The following is a 19,785-nucleotide window of genomic DNA, read 5'->3' on the forward strand; positions in this document are numbered from 1 at the left end:
CATGAACGCATCCCTCCAAACTGCTCCCCTGGTGTCCGTGCGCGGCGTGCGCAAGCTCTACGACAAGGGCGGCCCGGAAGCCCTGCTGGTGCTCGACAAGGTCGATCTCGAACTGCATCGCGGCGAAATCGTCGGCCTGCTCGGGCGTTCCGGTTCGGGCAAGTCCACGTTGTTGCGCTCGATCGCGGGACTGGTCCAGCCCAGCGAAGGCGTGATCGAATTCGAAGGCGCGGCCGGCGACATCGCGATGGTGTTCCAGAGTTTCGCCCTGTTCCCCTGGCTCACCGTGCAGGAAAACGTGGAGATCGGGCTGGAAGCGCGCGGCATGGTGGTGGCCGAGCGCCGCACGCGTGCACTCGCCGCCATCGACCTGATCGGCCTCGACGGTTACGAAAATGCCTATCCGAAGGAATTGTCCGGCGGCATGCGCCAACGCGTCGGCCTCGCCCGCGCATTGGTGGTGCATCCCAAGGTCCTGCTGATGGACGAGCCGTTCTCCGCGCTCGACGTGCTCACCGCCGAAAACCTGCGCACCGATCTTCTCGACCTGTGGTCGGAAGGACGCATGCCGATCGATGCCATCCTGATGGTGACGCACAATATCGAGGAAGCGGTGCTGATGTGCGATCGCATCGTGATCTTCGGCTCCAACCCCGGCCGCGTCATCGGCGAAATCCGCGTCAACCTGCCGCAGCCGCGCAATCGCCTCGATCCCGCATTCCGTGCCCTGGTTGAGGACATCTACGCGCGCATGACGGCGCGGACGACACCGACGCGCGACGGCATCTTCCCCGGCGTCGGCATCGCCATGGAATTGCCGCACGTGTCGAGCAACGTGCTGGCCGGCCTGATCGAAGCGGTCGCCGCCGAGCCCTACCACGGCCATGCCGACCTGCCACCGCTGGCGGCCAGCCTGCAACTCGAGATCGACGAATTGTTCCCGATCGCGGAAACCCTGCAACTGCTGCGGTTCGCCGAGCTGGAAGGCGGCGACATCCGCCTGACTGCCGCGGGCCTGCGGTTTGCCGAGAGCGAAGTGGACGAACGCAAGCGCATGTTCGCCCAGCAACTGGCCGCGCATGTTCCGCTGGCCGCGCACATCCGCCGGGTCTTGGACGAACGCCCCAGCCATCGCGCATCGGCCTTGCGCTTCCGCGACGAACTGGAAGATTCGATGTCGGACGAATACGCCGAGGCGACGCTGAAAGCGATCACGAGCTGGGGGCGTTACGCCGAATACTTCGCCTACGACGATGAAGCCGACATGTTCTCGCTGGAGGATCCGGGCTGAGAACGCCCGGACCACTCAATCCGCTTCGATCGCGGCGAAGCGTTCGACCAGGAAATCGATCAGCGCGCGCACCGACGGCAGCAAGCCGCGGCGCGACGGGAATACCGCGTGCACGATTTCCGCGCGCGGCGCCCAGCCTTCCAGCACGTGTTGCAGGCGGCCCTGCGCCACCAGTTCCTGCGTCACCATCTTCGGCAACTGCACCACGCCGACGCCGGCGACCGCGGCATCGCGCAGCGCTAGCATCCCGCGGGTGACGAAGCGCGGCTGATGGTGGATGGCGACATGCTCGCCATCGGGACCATGCAGGTCCCAGACGTGCAGGTTCTGCGGCAGCCCGAGATCCATGCTCGGGTAGTTCATCAATTCGCCGGGCGCTGACGGCTGGCCGAGTCGCGCCAGCAAGACCGGACTCGCGACCAGGCACTGCGTGCGCGTCGCCAGCACGCGCAGCACCAGATCGGAATCCTCCAGGGGCGGCGGTCGTACGCGAATCGCGATGTCGACGCCCTCGCCGATCACGTCGACACGGCGATTGGTGGCATCGAGATGCAACTCGACCTGCGGATACAGGCGCAGGAAATCGGAGACCATCGCGCCGACCTGGGCATCGAGCAGCGTGGTCGGACAACTCATCCGCACCACACCACGCGGCTCGGCCTGGTCGCGCTGGATCGCTTCCTCGGCGGCGCGCGCTTCCACCAGCGCCGCGCGGGCATGGCCGTAATAGGTCTGGCCCGGCTCGGTCACCGCGAACTTGCGGCTGGAACGCTGGATCAGGCGCACGCCCAGCCGCGATTCCAGCAGGGCGATGCGCCGGCTCAGCTTGGACTTGGGGATGCCCAGCGCCCGCCCGGCCGGGGCAAAGCCGCCGTGGTCGACCACCTGGACGAAGTAGTAGAGGTCGTTGAGGTCCTGCATCGTTCCAATCATAGGACGATATGGGCGAATTATGGCGACTATTCGCCGGATCGTTGCGGGATTAGCCTGTGCGCAATCGGTGATTCCACCGAATCCACAAGAGAGCATTCCATGAACATGAAGAAGATCCTCGGCACCACCAGCGCCCCCGGCCGGCATTGGGTCGGCGACGGCTTCCCCGTCCACGGCATGTTCGGCTACAGCGGTCCGGGCGTCGCCCAGCGCAGTCCGTTCCTGATGCTGGACTACGCCGCGCCCACCGAATTCCCGCCCAACACCGGTTATCGCCGTGGCGTCGGCCAGCATCCACATCGCGGCTTCGAAACCGTCACGATCGTCTATGACGGCGAAGTCGAGCATCGCGACTCCACCGGACAGGGCGGCGTGATCGGCCGTGGCGACGTCCAGTGGATGACCGCCGGCGGCGGCATCCTCCACGAGGAATTCCATTCGCACGAATACAGCCGCACCGGCGGCCCGTTCGAGATGGTGCAGCTGTGGGTGAACCTTCCCGCGCGCGACAAGATGGCGCCCGGCGGTTACCAGGCCATCACTGATGCGCAGATTCCCGCGCGCGCATTGCCGAACGACGCAGGGACCGTGCGCGTGATCGCCGGCGATTACGAAGGATCGAAGGGGCCGTCGCGCACCTTCACCCCGATGAATGTCTGGGACCTGCGCATCGCCGCCGGCAAGACGGTCGAGTTGCCGCAGCCGGAAGGCTGGACCACGCTGATCGTGGTGCTGGCCGGTACCGTGCAGGTGAACGGCGAATCGGTGTTGCGCGAAGCGCAGATGGCGACGCTGTCGACCGAAGGCAGCGGCCTGACGATCGAAGCCAACAGCGACGCCAAGGTGTTGTTGCTCGCCGGCGAACCGATCGACGAACCGGTGGTTGGCTACGGTCCGTTCGTGATGAACACCGAAGCGCAGATCGCCGAAGCCATCCGCGATTTCAACACCGGCAAGTTCGGCCAGATGCACTGATCGAAACACGTTGGAAGGGCATTCCCATTGCCCATGTGCGCAGTAGACTTGCGGCCTGGGCAATGGGGAGAGCCAACGATGTCGAAACACGCTTGTGCCGGCAGTTTGCTGGCCCTCGGTCTGCTTGCAGCAAGCACGCAGGCGCATGCCAGCGGAGACAGCGGCTGCAACGCGCAACCGGCGCTGCACCACCGCGGTTATGAAGCTTGCAGCGACCTGGTGCTGATCAGCCCGGGCAACGACACCCGCCTCAACATGTTGCTGCTGCTCGCCGATCGCGGTCGCGTGCAACCGGCGATGATCAAGAACGAGGCGTCGGATTCCGGGACTCCGGTTCCCGCGGCGATGCTGTCGTGGTCGGCGCTGTCCAGCGCGACCGGCAACGATGCGGTCAAAGCCAATGACGACAGTTCGACGGGTTCCGGCACGACCGACAACTCCAGCGGTCGCTGCGTCAGCAACAGCGTCGGCGCCGACCGCTTCCGGCAGGCACTACAGGCCGACACCGGGCTGAGTGGCGACGAGCGCAAATCGCTCGGCGATGCACGCGCCCAGGTCTCCGCTGCTTGCGGCGATCCCGGCAAGACCGCGGCGCTGCTCGATGGCGTACTCGGCAAGATGCAGGGCGCGAGCGGCAAGACCTTCGCCGCCTACCTGATGAGTGCGGCGGTCTTCTACGGCCCCGATCCCGGCGCCGCGCGTCCCGCCTTCCAGTCGCTGTCCGAAGTGAAGCAGCCGTGGGTGCGTGAAGCCGCGACCTACATGCTGGCGCGCACCGACCTCAACATCGCCCAGCTGAATGTCTTCGGCGACTACGGAAATTTCGACACTGCAAAAGTGGATCGAACCGCGTTGGCGCGCGCCCGAGATGGCATGCAGCGTTATCTGAAGTCGTATCCGAACGGCGCCTATGCCGTGTCCGCCATCGGGCTGATGCGCCGTGTCGAATGGCTGGGCGGCAACGACGCCACTGCCGCGAACGTCTATGCCGCGGCACTGGCGCAACGCGGGAATGGTGCGGCCTTCGTCGACCTGCTCAACGAAATCGATATCCGCTTGTTGCCGACCACGCAGAACGGCGCGACCAAGCCGCTCGCCACACGCGATCCGCTGCTGCTCGCCATCGACGATCTCTGGCGCATGCGCCTTGAGCGCAAGACCGATCCCAAGCTGTACCTGCCGGCGGATGAACTGGCCGCGCAACAAGCGGTGTTTTCCAATGACCCGGCGCTGTTCCGTTACCTGCAAGCCGTGCATGTCTATCACGTGCAGAACCAGCCGACGCAGGTCTTGAAGCTGCTGCCTGCCGGCGAACCGCGCAAGGGCATGGGCTATGTCGAATTCAGCACGCAACTGCTGCGCCTGATGGCGATGGATGATCTCGGCCAGCCCGGCGTGCGCGAGGGCCTGATGAAGCTGCTGCCGGTCGCGACCCGCGCCTACCAGCGACAGACGCTGGAACTGGCGCTGGCGCTCCACGACGAACGCCATCAGGCATTGGACAAGGTGTTCGCCGCCGACAGCCAGGTGCACGATCCCGCGATTCGCCGCATCCTGCTGGAAAACGTCGCCGGACCGGAGTTGCTGCAGCAACAGGCCGCGAACACCAAGATTCCGTCCAGCGAACGCAGTGTCGCGCTGTTCGTGCTGCTCTATCGCGATCTGATCGGCGGGCGTTATGCGCAATTCAACGAATGGCTGCCGCGCGTTCCCGCGGACACCAAGCCGCTCGCCGACAGCTACCAGCTGTTGTATCCGGCACCGTCGCTCGGCGTGTTCCGCTGGGCCGGCAACGACAAGGGCTACACCTGCCCGGCGCTGTCCGCGATCACGACGACGCTCGCCCGCACGCCTGCCGACCCGCGCGCCGGCTTGTGCCTCGGCGAATTCCTGCGACTCAACGGCTTCGATCACATTCCGCTGGCCGCACCCAAAAAGCAGGAGCGCGAGTGGCGCAAATCCTTGTCGACTTCGCAGCAGCAACTCGGCACCACGCCATTGCTGTTCCCTGGGAACCAGAATGATCGCCAGTCGATCTACCGCCGGGTGATGGCCGATGCCAACGCAGCCAGCGACGATCGCGCTTATGCATTGGTGCGCGCGATCCGCTGCTACGCGCCCAGCGGCAACAACGACTGCGGTGGCGACGATGTCCCGACCGCGGAACGCAAGCGCTGGTTCACCCTGCTCAAGACCACCTACAAGACCTCGCACTGGGCGTCTACGGTGGAGCATTACTGGTAACGAAGACAATGAAGCCTCGCGCACTGGCTGCAGCAATCGCTGCCTGCGCGCTGTGCCTTGCATTGATTGGCTGCGCACGTACGCCCGATGCCGTGGTGCGTGCAGAGGACTTCGATGCGTTCTGGCTGTGGGCCGGTGTGCAGCCGCAGCCGGTGCTCGACCATGCCCGCACGCTCTATTTGCTTGAAGCCGAGATCATCGGTGGGGAACCTGCGCATCTGCAGCGGCGTCTTGCGGCGACCCCGCGGATCGCGCACGCCGATGCCTGGCTCGTCTATCGCGCCGACACCCTGTCATGGTCGGATGAGGTCATTCCCGCCATCCGCGGCGACATCGCACGCTGGCGCGGCAACGGCAATCGCGTCGTCGGCGTGCAGCTGGATTTCGACGCGCGTACCCGCCACCTCGATCGCTACGCCGGTTTCCTGCGCGACCTGCGCGCGCGGCTGCCTCGCGACACCAAACTCGGCATCACCGGGCTGATGGACTGGAGCGCCAACGGCGATCCCGCGCAACTCGCGCAACTGGCCGGTGTCGTCGATGAAGTCGTGGTGCAGACCTACCAGGGCCGCGCCACCATTCCCGGCTACGGGAAATATCTCGAACGCATGCGCGGCTTCCCGATCCCGTTTCGTGTCGGGCTGGTGCAAGGCGGTGAATGGCGCGCGCCGTCCGAACTGGCTGCGAATCCGAACTTTCGCGGTTACGTGGTGTTCCTGGTCAACCCATAGTCGCGTTGTCGATCACGAAGCGATACTTCACGTCGCTCTTCAGCATGCGCTCGTAGGCCTTGTCGATGTCCTGGGCGCTGACCATCTCGATATCCGAAACCACACCGTGCTCGGCGCAGAAATCCAGCATTTCCTGCGTCTCGGCGATGCCGCCGATCAACGAGCCCGCGATCGCGCGTCGCTTGAAGATCAGGTTGCCGATGTTCGGCGACGGATGCGGATGTTCGGGCACGCCGACCAGCACCATCGTGCCATCGCGCTTGAGCAACGCGGTGAACGCGTCGAGATCGTGGCTGGCGGCGACGGTATTGAGGATGAAATCGAAGCTGTTGGCGTGCGCCTTCATCTCGTCGGCGTTGCGCGACACCACCACTTCGTCGGCGCCCAGCGCCTTGGCATCCGCGCGCTTGCTTTCCGAGGTGGTGAACGCCACGACATGCGCGCCCATCGCGTGCGCCAGCTTGACGCCCATGTGGCCGAGCCCGCCGATGCCGACGATCCCGACCTTGCTGCCCGGCCCGACCTTCCAGTGGCGCAGCGGCGAATACGTGGTGATGCCGGCGCACAGCAGCGGCGCGACCGCGGCGAGCTGTTCCTGCGGATGGCGGATCTGCAGCACGAACTTCTCGTCGACGACGATCTGTTGCGAATAACCGCCGAGGGTATGGCCGGGCGCGTCGCGGGTCGGCCCGTTGTAGGTGCCGACGAAACCGTTCTCGCAATACTGCTCAAGACCTTCGTCGCAGGCCGCGCAATGCTGGCAGCTGTCGACCATGCAGCCCACGCCGACGGTATCGCCGACCTTGAATTTGGTGACATCGCCACCGACCGCGCTGACCGTGCCGACGATTTCGTGGCCGGGTACGCAGGGGTAACGCGTGCCGCCCCATTCCGAACGCGCGGTGTGCAGGTCGGAATGGCAGATGCCGCAATATGCGATCTCGATCTGCACGTCGTGCGAACCGGGTTCGCGGCGCGCGATGTCCATCGCTTCGAAAGACTTGTCCGCGGCGTGGACGCCGTAGGCTCGGGTGGTCATGCGAAATCTCCTCAGCCGTTGTCGATGCCGTATTCGCGCAGCTTCTTACGCAGGGTCGCGCGATGGATGCCGAGCATCTCGGCGGCGCGGCTCTGGTTGCCGTCGCAATGACTCAACACTTCCACGAACAACGGCACTTCGACCTCGCGCATCACGACCGCGTGCAGGTCGCTCACGCCGGACCCGTCCAGGTCGCGCAGGTAGCGACTGATGGAGGAAGCGACATGATCGCGCAGCGGCGTACGCGGATGACGGAGTTGGTCTTGGCGGTCGGACACGGGGGTTGTCGAATCAGGCGCGCACGCTGCACCAGCGGCTGATGAGTCTAGCGCGTGTTTGTGCCGTCTGCCGGCGGCAACAGGGCAAAATCGAACGACACCGCTTTTTGCGGCGCATCCGTCACATTCAGCTGGACGGTGGCGGTCTGGCCGCTGCCGATCGTCGCGCCGTGCGTGCCTGCCAGGTATTGCGTCGCGGCATACCGTCCTTGCGCCACGGGCACGCCGTTGATGTCGGATAGCGTGAGCTGCAGCAATGGCCACGCCTGCGGCCAGTTCGCATCGTTGCGGAAACTCGCCTCCACCACCAGCACGCCGGGACGGTCTGGCGCCGCATGGATGCGATGGTCGACGATCTTCAGGCTCGAGGTATCGCTCCATGCCGGCACGGTGCAGGCGAGCACCCGGCATGCGGTGACGGCCAACGGCCGCGTCGAGGCATCGTTCGCCAACGCGGCGCGTCCCCCCACCAGAATCTGCACCAGCAGCAGGACGAACAACGCGAACGCCACCGGCCATGCCCAGCGCGGCGTCGGCAGGTACTGCGGCGCTGCTTCGGCGACGACGTCGCGCGCGAAACGCGGGGTTGCGGAATCGGACATGTCCGTCATTGTGCGCGACGCACGCCGTCGATGCGGATCCAGTCGTCCTGGCGCGCCACCTGCAGTTCATCGAACCATGCGGCATAACGCTGCAGCAATTCATCTTCCTGTCCCGCGAGAATGCCGGACAACGCGATGCGCGTCCCGGGCTCGCAATGGCCGACCAGCGTTTCCGCCAATGCATCGAGCGCCGAAGCCAGGATGTTCGCGACCACCACCGGATAGCGGCGTGCCGACGCCTGATCCGGCAATACCGCCTGCAACTGCGCGGCGACGCCATTGCGTTCGGCGTTGTCATGGCTGGCGATGATCGCCTGGGGATCATTGTCGATCCCGTCGGCGCGCGCGGCCCCGAGCTTGATCGCCGCCAATGCGAGGATGCCGCTGCCGCAGCCGAAGTCGAGGACGTCGCGACCCTGCAACAGGCCTTGCGCGGCAAGCGTATCCAGCCATTCCAGACACAGCGCGGTGGTCGGATGGGTGCCGGAACCGAAAGCGAGGCCGGGATCGAGGCGGATGATCGCGGCGTCCGCGCCGGCGTCGGCGGGAACGTCGTGATTCCACGGCACCACCCAGGTGCGCCCGCCGAAACGCATCGGCTTGAACTGGTCGAGCCAGGCGCGTTCCCAGTCCTGGTCCTCGATCTTGCGGAAGGCTGCCTGGTCCCAGTGCAGGCCGGGATCGAAACTCTCGAGCGCGGCGAGCAGGGCCAGCGCGTCGGTGTCGGCGTCGAACAACGCGGTCAGCGTCATCTGCTTCCACAGCGGCGTCTCGCCGACGCCGGGCTCGAAAATCGCCTGTTCGTCGGCGGTTTCGGCATCGGCGTCCTGCATCGTCACCGAGAGTGCGCCGAGATCTTCCAGCGCGCGTTCGCAACGCGGCTGTTCGGCCAGCGTGCAGGGCAATGTGAGTTCGAGCCAGGGCATGCCGTTATTCTGCCGTTATTCCGCCGCGTCTTCGACCTGGACGTGGATCTGCGCCGCGCGCAAGGCCGCGGGATCGATCAGTCGCACCGAGCCGCGATCGATCTCCACCCGCAGATGCGGCACCGCTTCCGGACGCACGCTCAGCACCATCGGCGCGAAGATTTCGCGTGCCTGCCCCGTATGACGGATCGCATGCACGCGTGACGTCGCATCGCTGCTGTCATCCTCGCGCACGCGCACATTGGGGAAGCCGACGCCCTTGACCTCGCCCTGGAGGTGCACGGCATCGGCCTGCGCGGGATCGACCCGCACGTCGAGCGCGGCGCTTTCCAGCTTGAGCACGTAGCTGGAATCCGCCGCCAACGGCATGCGTACGTCGATGCGCTTGTGGAACGGCCGCACAAACAGCAATCCGGCCATGACCACGACGATCAACACGCCGAGCAAGGCATAGCCCAGCCACGGTGGCCAGCGCGATACCCAGGCACGCGCGCGTTGCCCCGAGATCAATGCATGCGATGTCAGCGCCGCGGCCCAGGTGAGGATGCCCGACCACAGCACGTCGGAAAGGAAATGTGCGCCGGCGGCCATGCGCGCACTGCCGATGGCGCCACCCAGCAGGAACGAACCGACGATGATCGCGACGCCGAGCGTGGGCCGCGCGGCCATCACCGTGAGACCGATCGCACCGACCGCGAAGCCGACCGAGCAATGTCCGCACGGGAACGACTTGCCGACGCCGGGCGTGCCGAGGTCGAGCGGCGGACGATATTGCGCCTGGCCGCCGAATTCCTGCAGCGTGCGCGGACGCGGGCGTCCGGTGTAGTCCTTGCCGATGCCGTTCACCAGCAGGCCGGTGCCGAGCGCGACCGTCGCCAGCGAGGTCAGCGCCATCTTGCGTACCAGAGGATGCTTGCGCCAGCGCGGCACCGCGAACGCGAGGATCGACGCCAGCACGATCAGCCACGACAGCGCCGAACCGAAGGCATACAGCGCCTTGTACGGTTGTTTGTTGCCCATCGGCCACGAAGCGTCGTAACCGAGCTCGAAGGGCGCTTGATGATGGAAGTGCGCGGCGGCGCGGATGTCGAGATCGCTCATCCAGAACGGCACGGTGCATGCCACTGCGGCGATCGCCAGGAGGATCCACGGCAACCATGCCCGCAACCGTGGACTCGTCATGGCAGTGGCTCCGTGGTGACGTGGCGGCGCACGCGAACGACTTGCACCATGCGCGGTGGTGCATCCATGCGCTGCACGCGGATCACGCCGAGTTCGGCGACACGCTCATAGGCCTTGCTCAATGCCGCCGGTTCGGCGACAACGCTGTCGTTCGCCGAAGCATGCGACCCATCCTGGCCGCCGACGAATTCCACCCACAGCGCTTCCTGCGGCAGGCCGCGGCGCGCGGTATCCATCTCGAACTGGTTGGTGATGCGGCCATCGACATCGAGCGCCGCCACCGGATAGGGATGCGGCTGCACGTAGTAAGTCAGTTCCGCCAACAACATGCGGTCCGACGACAGGATCGGCAAGCCGCCCTGCTCCTGCGTCACCGGTTGCAGCGCGCGACCGAGTTCGCGCCAGCCGAGCACGCGCGCGTAGAGGTCGTTGCCGCTGCGCGATGGCGGATGGCCGAGCCTGGCGCCGATATCGCGGTAATGGAGGATGCCGAGCTGCAGCACGAAGTTGAGCAGGATCACGCTCCATGCCCATGCCGGCTTGCGTCCGTCCAGCCACAACGCCAGCCACACGCTGCCGGCGGCGTAGGCAGTGACTGCCCAGTTGGCATTGGCCGCTGTCACCAGCGACAGGGTGAGCATCACCAGCAGATAGGGAATGGTGAACGGCGCGAGGAAGCGCGCGTTGTCGCCACGATCGCGGAACATCAGCATCGCCAGCAGCGGAAACGACAGCAGGCCGAAGATGCCCCATTGCGCGCCGAGGAATTGGCCGAAGTGGCCGAAGTGCAGGCCGGCCTTGCTGGCATTGGTGAGATCGGCGGTGTGGCGCACCGTCTCGAAATGATGCTGGATGTTCCAGGCGATGTTCGGTGCGATCAATACCAGCACGATCGCCAGCGCGATCCATGGCCCCTTGCCGCGTACCGGGACGGCATCGCGACCGCGCCACAGCACCCACGCCGCCATCGGCACGAAGACCAGCATGGTGTATTTCGCCAGCGCGCCGAGGCCGATCGCCACGCCCAGCCCGATCCACCACTTCAGCTGCCCTTGCGTGCGCGCCATCCACAACAGCCACAACGCCCACGACCATGCGACCAGCAGCAACGCATCCGGCGACAACACCCAGCCGCCCAGCGCCTGCCCCGGCATGCCGAGGAACAGCGCCGCGGCGATCAGGCCGGTACGTGCGTTCTTCATCGCCGTACCGAGTCGATACAGGCCGAGCGCAGCCATCGGGTAACCGAGCAATGCCGGCAATTTGACGCCGAGCTCGCCATCGCCGAGCAACATCGTGCTGGCGCGCACCAGCCAAGCCACCAGCGGCGGCTTGGAGTAGTAGCCGAAGGCGAGGTCGCGCGACCACAGCCAATACTGCGCCTCGTCGACGAACAGACTGTAGTCGTGGGCCCAGACGAAACCGATGCGGTACAACAGGGTGCCGATCACCAGCAGGATCAGCCACGGCGCGATGCGCGCCTCTTCCTGCTCGAATGGCGAAGACGTGGAAACGCTCACGTGGGGAGGCGCCGTTGGAAAGGCGCAAGGATACCGCAGGCGCTCAGAATCCCAGTCCCAGCTGGGGAGAAGGCGGCGCTGCTGCGCGGGTCGGAACGCGGATCCGTGGCGTCGCGCCGGAAGGGCTGGACATGGCCGGCGCGCGTTGTTTCGCCTGCGCCTGTTTGTGCGCAGACTCGGCGAGCACCTTGAACTGGCGTTCGCGCAGGCGTACCAGCTCTTCGGCGTGGGCATGCGCCTGGGTGCGCACGTCCTCCTCGAGCTGGGCGTCAGGCAGGTGCGAGAACGGGATGCGCATCGGCGCCGCGTCGTGCTCGATCGCCGTCTGCATCGCCGCGACATAGAGCGCGTTGTTGCCGAAATGGCGATTGACCTTGTCCAGCACTTCCGTCACCGACTGCCGCCTGCGCGTCGTCGCGATCAGTTCGCCGCTGCGCTTGCTGCGCAGTTCGATCCCGACCAGCGTCGCCGCGACCGACAGCGGCGGATTGCGCTTGACGTTCCAGCGCCCGCTCGCCGCCGCGCGCTCCAGCGGCGCGAGCATCTTCGCCAGCTGGTGCAGCAGGCTGGGCGTGTCGTCGATCGGCGCGAATTCGACCGACGGGCTGAAGCGGTCGTCGAGGCCGACGAAGCGGACATGCAATTGCAGCCCGCGCGCGAGATAGCCGCCGTCCTCGTGGCGCAGGCGCATCGCCGCCTTCGCCAGCAACTTGAACAGCACTGCGCGCATGCCTTCGAGATCGCGCAGTTTCGGGTCGAGCACATGCGAATGACCGATCGAGCCACGCTGGGTCTTGCGATCCGGGACCTCGATGCCGCGCAACTGCATCCAGAAGCGCTCGCCCTCGACGCTGCCCCAGGCCGCGCGCAGGCGATCCTTCGGCGCCGCGCACAACTCTTCCACGCTGTCGATGCCGGCGGCGAGCAGGCGCGCCTCCATCGATGCACCGATCCCGCACAGGTCGCGCAGTTCCAATCCGTGCAGGGCGTGGGGAAGATCCTCCTTCTCCAGCACGATCAGGCCATCCGGCTTCTGCATGTCGGACGCGGTCTTGGCCAGGAACTGGTTCGGCGCGATGCCGATGGAGCAACGGATTGCGGCGAATTCGTCGGCGATGCGGCGCTTGATCGATTGCGCGATGGCGATCGCGTTGTCGCGCTGGCGTTCGCGCCCGATCAGCCAGCACGGTACTTCGTCGATCGATCCCGGCGTGCCATGCGGGATGCAATCGGCAATCGCGGCCATCAGCCGGGTATGCACCTGCAGGTAACGCGCCGGCCGCGCCGGCACCACCAGCAATTCCGGGCAGCGCTCGCGCGCCTCGCGCACCAGTGTCCCGGTACGGATGCCGAACTGCTTGGCCTCGTTGCTGGCGGCGATGCAGCAGGTGCTGTCGGTCATGACCGGAGCCACTGCGACCGGCCGCCCACGCAAATCCGCATCGTCCTCCTGTTCGACGGAGGCGAAGTAGGAATTGAAATCGACGAAGAGGCAACGCAGCGTCATGACAGCATCCGTCTGGCTCCGCAGTATCCGCGCCGCGCGTCTCCGCGACGGCTGCGAATTTCACGGTTCTACTAACGGAAGATGCTGCGCGACGCGCGTCGCAGGGTTCGCGACAAAGCTCGCCCGGCTGTGCGCCTATCGCGGTTGTCTGCAGCCGCCGACACGCCGTGAATACGTCCATGTAGGCTCGTACGCAGCATCCATGCTGCGTACGGTCGGCGCTACAGACGAACCGCATAGGCGCCGCCGGTGGCGGGCTTTTCGCTCTTTACTCAGAAAGCTACAGCGCACGCGCAGAGGCGGGCGACAAAGTCCAAAGCGTCGTCCGTACTGGTGTACCGGAGCGCACAGCGCGACAGGATGTCGCGCGCCCGCGACCAGCACATGGACGTGCTGTTCGCGGGAAGCGGAGGTGCACCGGTGCGGACGGCGCAGGCGTGAACTGGCTTCCCGCCAAGCCAGCGCGTGCTAGAGCACCACCGGCGGTTCGCCACCGACGATCACCACATCCGCCGGCCGACGTGCGAACAGCCCGACGCTGATCACACCGGGAATCTGGTTCAGTCGCTCCTCGACGCCCACCGGATCGGTGATGCGCAGATTGTGCAGATCAAGGATGTGGCCGCCATTGTCGGTGACGATCGGGCGCTCCATCGCGTCCATGCGGAACACCGGCTGGCCGCCGGTCAGCGCCACCAGCTCGCGTGCGACCATGCTGCGCGCCATTGGCACCACTTCCACCGGCAGCGGGAACTTGCCGAGCACGTCGACCTGCTTGCTGGGATCGATGATGCAGACAAACTTCTTGCTCGCCTGGGCGATGATTTTCTCGCGTGTCAGCGCCGCGCCGCCGCCCTTGATCAGGTTCTTGCGCGGATCGCATTCGTCGGCGCCATCGACATACAGTTCGAGTTCGCCGACCGCGTTGAGATCGAACACCTCGATGCCGTGCGCGCGCAGCTTTTCCGTGCTCTGCTCGGAACTCGACACCGCGCCGCGGATGCGATGCTTCTCGCGACCGAGCGCGTCGATGAAGAACGCCACCGTCGAGCCGGTGCCGACACCGACCATCATGCCGTCCTCGACCCAGTCCATGGCCTTTTCCGCGGCCAGTCGCTTGCCTTCGTTGCTCATTGTTTCGCGTTCCAGAGGGTGGTTATTTCTTTTCGAGGCCGAGCAGCAGCTTCCACTGCGCCGCGGTGACCGGCAGCACCGACAGCCGCGAACCGGTGCGCGTCAACGCGAATTCCTCGCCGAGCGCGTCGCGATGCTCGCGGATTTCCGTCAGCGACAGGGGGCGCTTGAGATGGCGCACGTAGCCGATGTCGACCAGATCCCAGCGCGGCTGTTCCTGCGTCGACTTGGGATCGAAGTATTTCGACTTCTTGTTGAACTGGGTCGGATCGGGATAGGGCGTGCCCACCACTTCGCCGATGCCGTAAATGCCCGGCACTTCGCAGTTGGAGTGGTAGACGAAGACCTGGTCGCCCGGCTGCATCTGGCGCATGAAATTGCGCGCCTGGTAATTGCGCACGCCGGTCCAGGGTTCGCGCCCGACCTTCTGCAGGGTGTCGATGGAGAAATCGGTCGGCTCGGTCTTCATCAGCCAGTAGTGGGCGCGCGCGCTCATGGCTTCTCCCGCAGGTAGGTGGTGGATTCGGTGACGATGGCGTCGCAGGGCACGTCCCAGTCGCGAGGCTGCAATGCCTCGACGCGCTGGCGATCGAAACCGACGCCGACGAGATGCGGAGGCGCGGCGCGATGATCGCGCAAGGTGCGGTCGTACCAGCCGCCACCCATGCCGAGGCGATGGCCATTGGCATCGAATCCGGTCAGCGGCAGCACGATCAGCGCCATGTCGGTCACCCGCAGCAGTGATGACGGCTCCAGTACCGGCTCGGGGATGCCGAAGCGGTTGGGACGCGTCTCGTCGCCAGCGCGGAACGGCGCGAAGCGCAAGGTGTTGTCGCCCTCGTCCAGCACCGGCAGGCAATAAACGCACTGCGGCGGCAATCGCAACTGCCAAGCATGCAACGGCACTTCACCATCGACCGCCCAGTAACCGGCGACGTAACCCTGCGTCGGCGCGAACGGCAGCGCCAGCAATCCACGCGCCACCGCGTCGGCGGCGGCCAGGCGATCGCCGGCGTTCACGCTGCGGCGGGCATCGCGCAGGCGGCGGCGGAGATCGAGAGAAGGATCGCGGGCAGCGGGCATCCGCACATTATCCGCGATCGGGAAAGAAAGGTTCCTCCGCCGTGCCGATGCGGCTGAACGGCCTTGAACCCAGGGTTCAAGTGGAAGCGCTTGGCGACCTTCGGGCTTTCCGCACGTGGCGGACATGCACGCCCGGTCGCTTCACATTTCCGATGTCGTTCTTAAGGGACAAGGCGAATGTTTGCGCGCTGTCGAACACAGCAGAGGAAGCGGGATCAGTATAGCCAACCACGGTCGGCGCGCACATCATTTTCTTCGCGCATTCAGCGCGCGTCCGGCTCCCGATCGGGATTTCCGGCCAGTGCGTTGAGCTTGCGCTCGAGATCGCCAAGCGTGCGATCGAATTCATCGCCCAGCACACCGCCCTGGTGGCGCGTCTGCTGCAATTCGTGGGCAAGATTGAGCGCGGCGAGCACGGCGACACGCTCGATCGCCGCCATGCGGTTGTTGCCGCGGATGTCGCGCATGCGCTGGTCAAGCATGCGTGCGGCGGCGATCAGGTCGTCGCGTTCTTCCGGCTCGCAACCGACGCTGTAATCGCGATCCATCACCCGGACGTTGACGACTTCGCTCACGGCTGGTCCTCGAGCGAGCGGATGCGGTGGATCAGTGCCTCGACGCGCACGCGCGCCTGCTCGTTGCGGGCGATCAGGTCGGCGCGTTCGTTCATCAATTGCTGCTGTTCGGCGCGCAAGGCGCGGTTCTCGTCGCTCAGGCGATGCAGTCGCGCGGACAGCCCTTCGGCGCGCTCCACCAGCGCCTGAAGTCGATCGATCGCGTCCTGCCCGTTCATGCCGAAACATTAGCATGGGGTCGACGCCGGGCGTCACCGCCTGCTTTACACTGCTGCCATGTCCGAACCCCTGCCCGCCGCACCCGCCCTGCAAGCCGAACTCGACCAGCTCGGACTGGCGACCACCCCATGGGAATTGCAGGGCGCGCTGATCGGCTGGATCGCCGGCGGCGGCGATGCCGATCGCGAGTGGCTGCGCAAGGTGATGGCCGATCCCGCCCTGCCCGCGCTGGCGGACGGCAGCGCGATCGAGCATTTCGGCCGTGGCACCCAGGCCCAGATCGAGGACAACGACCTCGGCCTGACGCTGCTGCTGCCCGACGAGGACGCCACGCTGCAGGCGCGCAGTGCCGCCCTGTTCGACTGGTGCCGGCATTTCCTCGGTGCCTTCGGCCTTGCCGCCGGCGCGGAACCGCCGCTGTCCGACGAAGGCGAGGAAGCGCTGCAGGACCTGGCGCGCCTGGCCACCGCCACCGCAGAACCCGACGGCGACGAGGAAGACGAAGCCGCGCTGGCCGAGATCGAGGAATTCGTGCGGGTCGCGGCGCTGTTGCTGCATGGCGATGTCGCCATCGCACGCCGTCGCCGCCAGTTGCACTGAGTCATGCCCACCGGCCTGTCCGCGGCCACCTATGCCCGCCGCCGCCGGCAACTGATGCGGCAGGTCGGCGATGACGGCATCGTCATCGTCCCGAGCGCGCCGGAACGCATCCGCAGCCGCGACACCCACTACCCCTATCGCCCCGATTCCGATCTCTGGTACCTGACCGGATTTGCCGAGCCGCACGCCGTCCTGGTGCTGATTCCCGGACGCGCGCACGCCGAATCGATCCTGTTCTGCCGCGAACGCGACCCCGAACGCGAAGGCTGGGACGGCGCGCGGGTGGGACCGGAAGACGCGGTGCACGTGCTTGGTTTCGACGACGCCTATCCCATCGACGATCTCGACGAAATCCTGCCCGGCCTGCTGGAAGGACGCACGCGCGTCCACTACCACCTCGGCCGCGACACCGAGTTCGACCTGAAACTGATCGGCTGGCTCAATCGCGCACGCACGCACGGACGCCGCGATCGCCAGTCGCCCAACGAATTCATCGAACTCGGCCATCTCCTCGACGAGATGCGACTGTTCAAGAGTGCCGAGGAATTGCGGGTGATGCAGCGCGCGGTCGACATCAGCATCGAGGCGCACCAGGCGGCGATGCGCGCGGCGCGTCCGGGCATCGCCGAATACGAATTGCAGGCCGAACTCGAACGCGTGTTCCGCCGCAGCGATGCCGTCCCCGCCTACGGCAGCATCGTCGGCGCGGGCGCCAATGCCTGCGTCCTGCACTACATCGACAACGGCGCCAAATCCGGCAAGAACGACCTGATCCTGATCGATGCCGGCGCCGAATATCGCGGCTACGCCTCGGACATCACCCGCACGTTTCCGGTCAATGGCCGCTTCAGCGCCGAACAGCGCGCCCTCCACGACCTGGTCGGTGCGGCGCAGCGGGCGGCACTGGCGCAGGCGCAACCGGGGCGTCCATGGTCGGCGATGCACGAGGCCGCGATCGAAACCCTGACCGACGGCCTGCTGTCGCTCGGCCTGCTCAAGGGCACGCTCAAGCAGCACCTGAAGGACGACAGCCACAAGCGTTTCACCCGCCACAAGACCGGGCACTGGCTCGGCCTCGACGTCCACGACGTCGGCGAATACCGCATCGACGGCGAATCGCGCGTGCTGGAACAGGGCATGGCCTTCACCGTCGAACCCGGCCTCTATGTCGGTCCCGACGACCGCAGCGTGGCGGCGAAATGGCGCGGCATCGGCATCCGCACCGAGGACGACGTGGTGATGACCGCCAACGGCCATCGCATTCTCAGCGATGCCCTGGTCCGCGACGCCGACGCCATCGAGGCCTTCATGGCCGAAGCCCTATAATTACGGGCTCCCCGCACCACCCTCCGACCATGCCCACGAATATCGTGACTGGCGACGCCATCGCCATCCGCCGCGCCCTGTTGTCCGTCTCCGACAAGACCGGGTTGATCGATCTCGCCAAGGCGCTGGCCGCACGCGGCGTCGAATTGCTCTCGACCGGCGGCACCGCCAAGGCGATCCGCGAGGCTGGCCTGCCGGTGCAGGACGTCAGCGACGTCACCGGGTTCCCGGAAATGATGGACGGCCGCGTCAAGACGCTGCATCCGATCGTGCACGGCGGCTTGCTCGGTCGCGCCGGCACCGACGACGCGGTGATGGCCGAACACGACATCGATCCGATCGACCTCCTGGTACTGAATCTCTATCCGTTCGAACAGGTCAGCGCCAATCCGGACAGCAGCTTTGCCGACATCATCGAGAACATCGACATCGGCGGCCCGGCGATGCTGCGTTCGGCGGCCAAGAATTTCGCGCGCGTCGCCGTCGCCACCGATCCCGCCCAATACGCCGCGCTGCTGTCGGAACTCGATGCCAGCCATGGCGCGCTGTCGGCGAAGACGCGCTTCGATCTTTCGGTCGCCGCGTTCAACCGCGTCGCCCAGTACGACGCCGCGATCAGCAACTATCTTTCGGCGATCGGCCCCGATGGCACGCAAATGCCGTTCTCCGCGCAAGCCAACGGCAGCTTCGTCAAGGTGATGGATCTGCGCTACGGCGAGAACCCGCATCAGCAGGCCGCGTTCTATCGCGACCTGTATCCGGCACCGGGTTCGCTGGCGACCTTCACCCAGCTGCAGGGCAAGGAGCTGAGCTACAACAACATCGCCGACAGCGATGCCGCCTGGGAATGCGTGCGCCAGTTCGACGCGCCGGCCTGCGTGATCGTCAAGCACGCCAATCCCTGCGGCGTCGCCGTTGGAACCAGCCCGGCCGACGTCTACGAAAAGGCCTACGCCACCGATCCGACCTCGGCCTTCGGCGGCATCATCGCTTTCAACGGCAAACTCGATGGCGCCACCGCCAAGACCATCCTCGATCGCCAGTTCGTCGAAGTGCTGATCGCACCCGATTACGACGACGAAGCATTGGCCTACGCCAAGAAGAAGGCCAACGTCCGCGTGCTGCGCATTCCTTTGGCACCGGCCTCCAAGGGCTTCATCGACACCAAGCGCGTCGGTTCCGGAATGCTGATGCAGACCGCCGACGATCGCGTCGTTACCCGCGACGAACTCAAGGTCGTCACGAAGATCGCACCGACCGATGCGCAGTTCGCCGACCTGTTGTTCGCATGGAAGGTCGCCAAGTTCGTCAAATCGAATGCCATCGTCTATGCCAAGGATCAGCAGACCGTCGGCGTCGGCGCCGGCCAGATGAGCCGCGTGTACTCGGCGCGCATCGCCGGGATCAAGGCTGTCGACGCCGGACTCGTCGTGCCCGGTTCGGTGATGGCCAGTGATGCCTTCTTCCCGTTTCGCGACGGCATCGACGCCGCGGCGGAAGCCGGCATCAAGGCGGTGATCCAGCCCGGCGGTTCGATGCGCGACAACGAAGTGATCGCTGCCGCCGACGAACACGGGCTGGCGATGGTGTTCACCGGCATCCGCCACTTCCGCCACTGAG

Annotated in this window: 20 protein-coding genes and 1 other RNA gene; 7 read left to right on the plus strand and 14 right to left on the minus strand. The window is 66.0% G+C overall.

Annotated features, from left to right (window positions below; genetic code table 11):
* Nucleotide 1 precedes the first annotated feature (1 nt).
* A complete protein-coding gene (locus ABE093_RS05275; protein WP_430759784.1) occupies nt 2-1,291 on the plus strand; it encodes an AAA-associated domain-containing protein in 1,290 nt (429 codons plus the stop codon).
* A 15-nt stretch (nt 1,292-1,306) separates the two neighbouring features.
* Here the strand turns inward: ABE093_RS05275 and ABE093_RS05280 are convergent, their stop codons facing one another.
* Nucleotides 1,307-2,212 (minus strand): LysR family transcriptional regulator, encoded by a 906-nt coding sequence (locus ABE093_RS05280; RefSeq protein WP_430759785.1) that lies wholly within the window; start codon nt 2,210-2,212, stop codon nt 1,307-1,309.
* Between the two features lie 111 nt (nt 2,213-2,323).
* Here ABE093_RS05280 and ABE093_RS05285 point away from each other — a divergent pair, with 111 nt between their 5' ends.
* The 3 genes from ABE093_RS05285 (at nt 2,324) to ABE093_RS05295 (ending at nt 6,174) form a co-directional block, all read left to right on the plus strand.
* Nucleotides 2,324-3,199 (plus strand): pirin family protein, encoded by an 876-nt coding sequence (locus tag ABE093_RS05285; RefSeq protein WP_430759786.1) that lies wholly within the window; start codon nt 2,324-2,326, stop codon nt 3,197-3,199.
* A gap of 78 nt (nt 3,200-3,277) precedes the next feature.
* Nucleotides 3,278-5,443 (plus strand): hypothetical protein, encoded by a 2,166-nt coding sequence (locus tag ABE093_RS05290; RefSeq protein WP_430759787.1) that lies wholly within the window; start codon nt 3,278-3,280, stop codon nt 5,441-5,443.
* An 8-nt stretch (nt 5,444-5,451) separates the two neighbouring features.
* Nucleotides 5,452-6,174 (plus strand): DUF3142 domain-containing protein, encoded by a 723-nt coding sequence (locus ABE093_RS05295; RefSeq protein WP_430759788.1) that lies wholly within the window; start codon nt 5,452-5,454, stop codon nt 6,172-6,174.
* Here ABE093_RS05295 and ABE093_RS05300 read toward each other — a convergent pair.
* The 13 genes from ABE093_RS05300 to ABE093_RS05360 all read right to left on the minus strand — a co-directional run bounded on the left by ABE093_RS05300 (nt 6,164) and on the right by ABE093_RS05360 (nt 16,238).
* Entirely contained in the window at nt 6,164-7,213 is a 1,050-nt protein-coding gene (locus tag ABE093_RS05300; RefSeq protein ID WP_430759789.1) for an NAD(P)-dependent alcohol dehydrogenase, read from the minus strand. The two genes, ABE093_RS05295 and ABE093_RS05300, sit on opposite strands and share 11 nt — an antisense overlap.
* A gap of 11 nt (nt 7,214-7,224) precedes the next feature.
* Entirely contained in the window at nt 7,225-7,491 is a 267-nt protein-coding gene (fis, locus tag ABE093_RS05305; RefSeq protein ID WP_430759790.1) for a DNA-binding transcriptional regulator Fis, read from the minus strand.
* Between the two features lie 47 nt (nt 7,492-7,538).
* On the minus strand, nt 7,539-8,093 hold the full coding sequence (locus ABE093_RS05310; RefSeq protein ID WP_430759791.1) for a DUF3426 domain-containing protein: 555 nt from the start codon (nt 8,091-8,093) through the stop codon (nt 7,539-7,541).
* Between the two features lie 5 nt (nt 8,094-8,098).
* Nucleotides 8,099-9,019, minus strand: coding sequence for a 50S ribosomal protein L11 methyltransferase (prmA, locus tag ABE093_RS05315; protein WP_430759792.1), 921 nt, complete (start codon nt 9,017-9,019; stop codon nt 8,099-8,101).
* Nucleotides 9,020-9,034: 15 nt separating this feature from the next.
* Nucleotides 9,035-10,201 carry a phosphatase PAP2 family protein gene (locus ABE093_RS05320; protein ID WP_430759793.1) on the minus strand — a complete coding sequence of 389 codons (1,167 nt, stop codon included), beginning with the start codon at nt 10,199-10,201 and terminating at the stop codon, nt 9,035-9,037.
* On the minus strand, nt 10,198-11,721 hold the full coding sequence (locus tag ABE093_RS05325; protein WP_430759794.1) for an ArnT family glycosyltransferase: 1,524 nt from the start codon (nt 11,719-11,721) through the stop codon (nt 10,198-10,200). The genes ABE093_RS05320 and ABE093_RS05325 overlap by 4 nt, the downstream gene beginning before the upstream one ends.
* Nucleotides 11,722-11,764: 43 nt before the next feature.
* Complete coding sequence (locus ABE093_RS05330; protein ID WP_430759795.1) at nt 11,765-13,228, minus strand: DNA polymerase Y family protein; 1,464 nt, start codon at nt 13,226-13,228, stop codon at nt 11,765-11,767.
* A 468-nt stretch (nt 13,229-13,696) separates the two neighbouring features.
* On the minus strand, nt 13,697-14,362 hold the full coding sequence (rpiA, locus tag ABE093_RS05335; protein ID WP_430759796.1) for a ribose-5-phosphate isomerase RpiA: 666 nt from the start codon (nt 14,360-14,362) through the stop codon (nt 13,697-13,699).
* A gap of 22 nt (nt 14,363-14,384) precedes the next feature.
* On the minus strand, nt 14,385-14,858 hold the full coding sequence (locus tag ABE093_RS05340) for an EVE domain-containing protein (RefSeq protein WP_430759797.1): 474 nt from the start codon (nt 14,856-14,858) through the stop codon (nt 14,385-14,387).
* Nucleotides 14,855-15,445, minus strand: coding sequence for a 5-formyltetrahydrofolate cyclo-ligase (locus tag ABE093_RS05345; protein ID WP_430759798.1), 591 nt, complete (start codon nt 15,443-15,445; stop codon nt 14,855-14,857). Before ABE093_RS05345 ends, ABE093_RS05340 begins: the two co-directional genes overlap by 4 nt.
* A 29-nt stretch (nt 15,446-15,474) precedes the next feature.
* Nucleotides 15,475-15,655, minus strand: a non-coding RNA gene (gene ssrS, locus ABE093_RS05350) — 6S RNA.
* Nucleotides 15,656-15,708: 53 nt separating this feature from the next.
* Entirely contained in the window at nt 15,709-15,993 is a 285-nt protein-coding gene (locus tag ABE093_RS05355; RefSeq protein ID WP_430760093.1) for a cell division protein ZapA, read from the minus strand.
* A gap of 23 nt (nt 15,994-16,016) precedes the next feature.
* Nucleotides 16,017-16,238 (minus strand): TIGR02449 family protein, encoded by a 222-nt coding sequence (locus ABE093_RS05360; protein ID WP_430759799.1) that lies wholly within the window; start codon nt 16,236-16,238, stop codon nt 16,017-16,019.
* A 58-nt stretch (nt 16,239-16,296) separates the two neighbouring features.
* Here ABE093_RS05360 and ABE093_RS05365 point away from each other — a divergent pair, with 58 nt between their 5' ends.
* From ABE093_RS05365 to purH, 3 genes are read left to right on the plus strand one after another with little or no spacing between them, the layout of a single operon-like run.
* Entirely contained in the window at nt 16,297-16,839 is a 543-nt protein-coding gene (locus ABE093_RS05365) for a UPF0149 family protein (RefSeq protein ID WP_430759800.1), read from the plus strand.
* A 3-nt stretch (nt 16,840-16,842) separates the two neighbouring features.
* Complete coding sequence (locus ABE093_RS05370; RefSeq protein WP_430759801.1) at nt 16,843-18,165, plus strand: aminopeptidase P N-terminal domain-containing protein; 1,323 nt, start codon at nt 16,843-16,845, stop codon at nt 18,163-18,165.
* A 29-nt stretch (nt 18,166-18,194) separates the two neighbouring features.
* Complete coding sequence (purH, locus tag ABE093_RS05375; RefSeq protein WP_430759802.1) at nt 18,195-19,784, plus strand: bifunctional phosphoribosylaminoimidazolecarboxamide formyltransferase/IMP cyclohydrolase; 1,590 nt, start codon at nt 18,195-18,197, stop codon at nt 19,782-19,784.
* The last annotated feature ends 1 nt before the right edge of the window (nt 19,785 follow it).

This window comes from Solilutibacter silvestris, from assembly GCF_050574925.1.
Lineage (GTDB): Bacteria > Pseudomonadota > Gammaproteobacteria > Xanthomonadales > Xanthomonadaceae > Solilutibacter > Solilutibacter silvestris_A.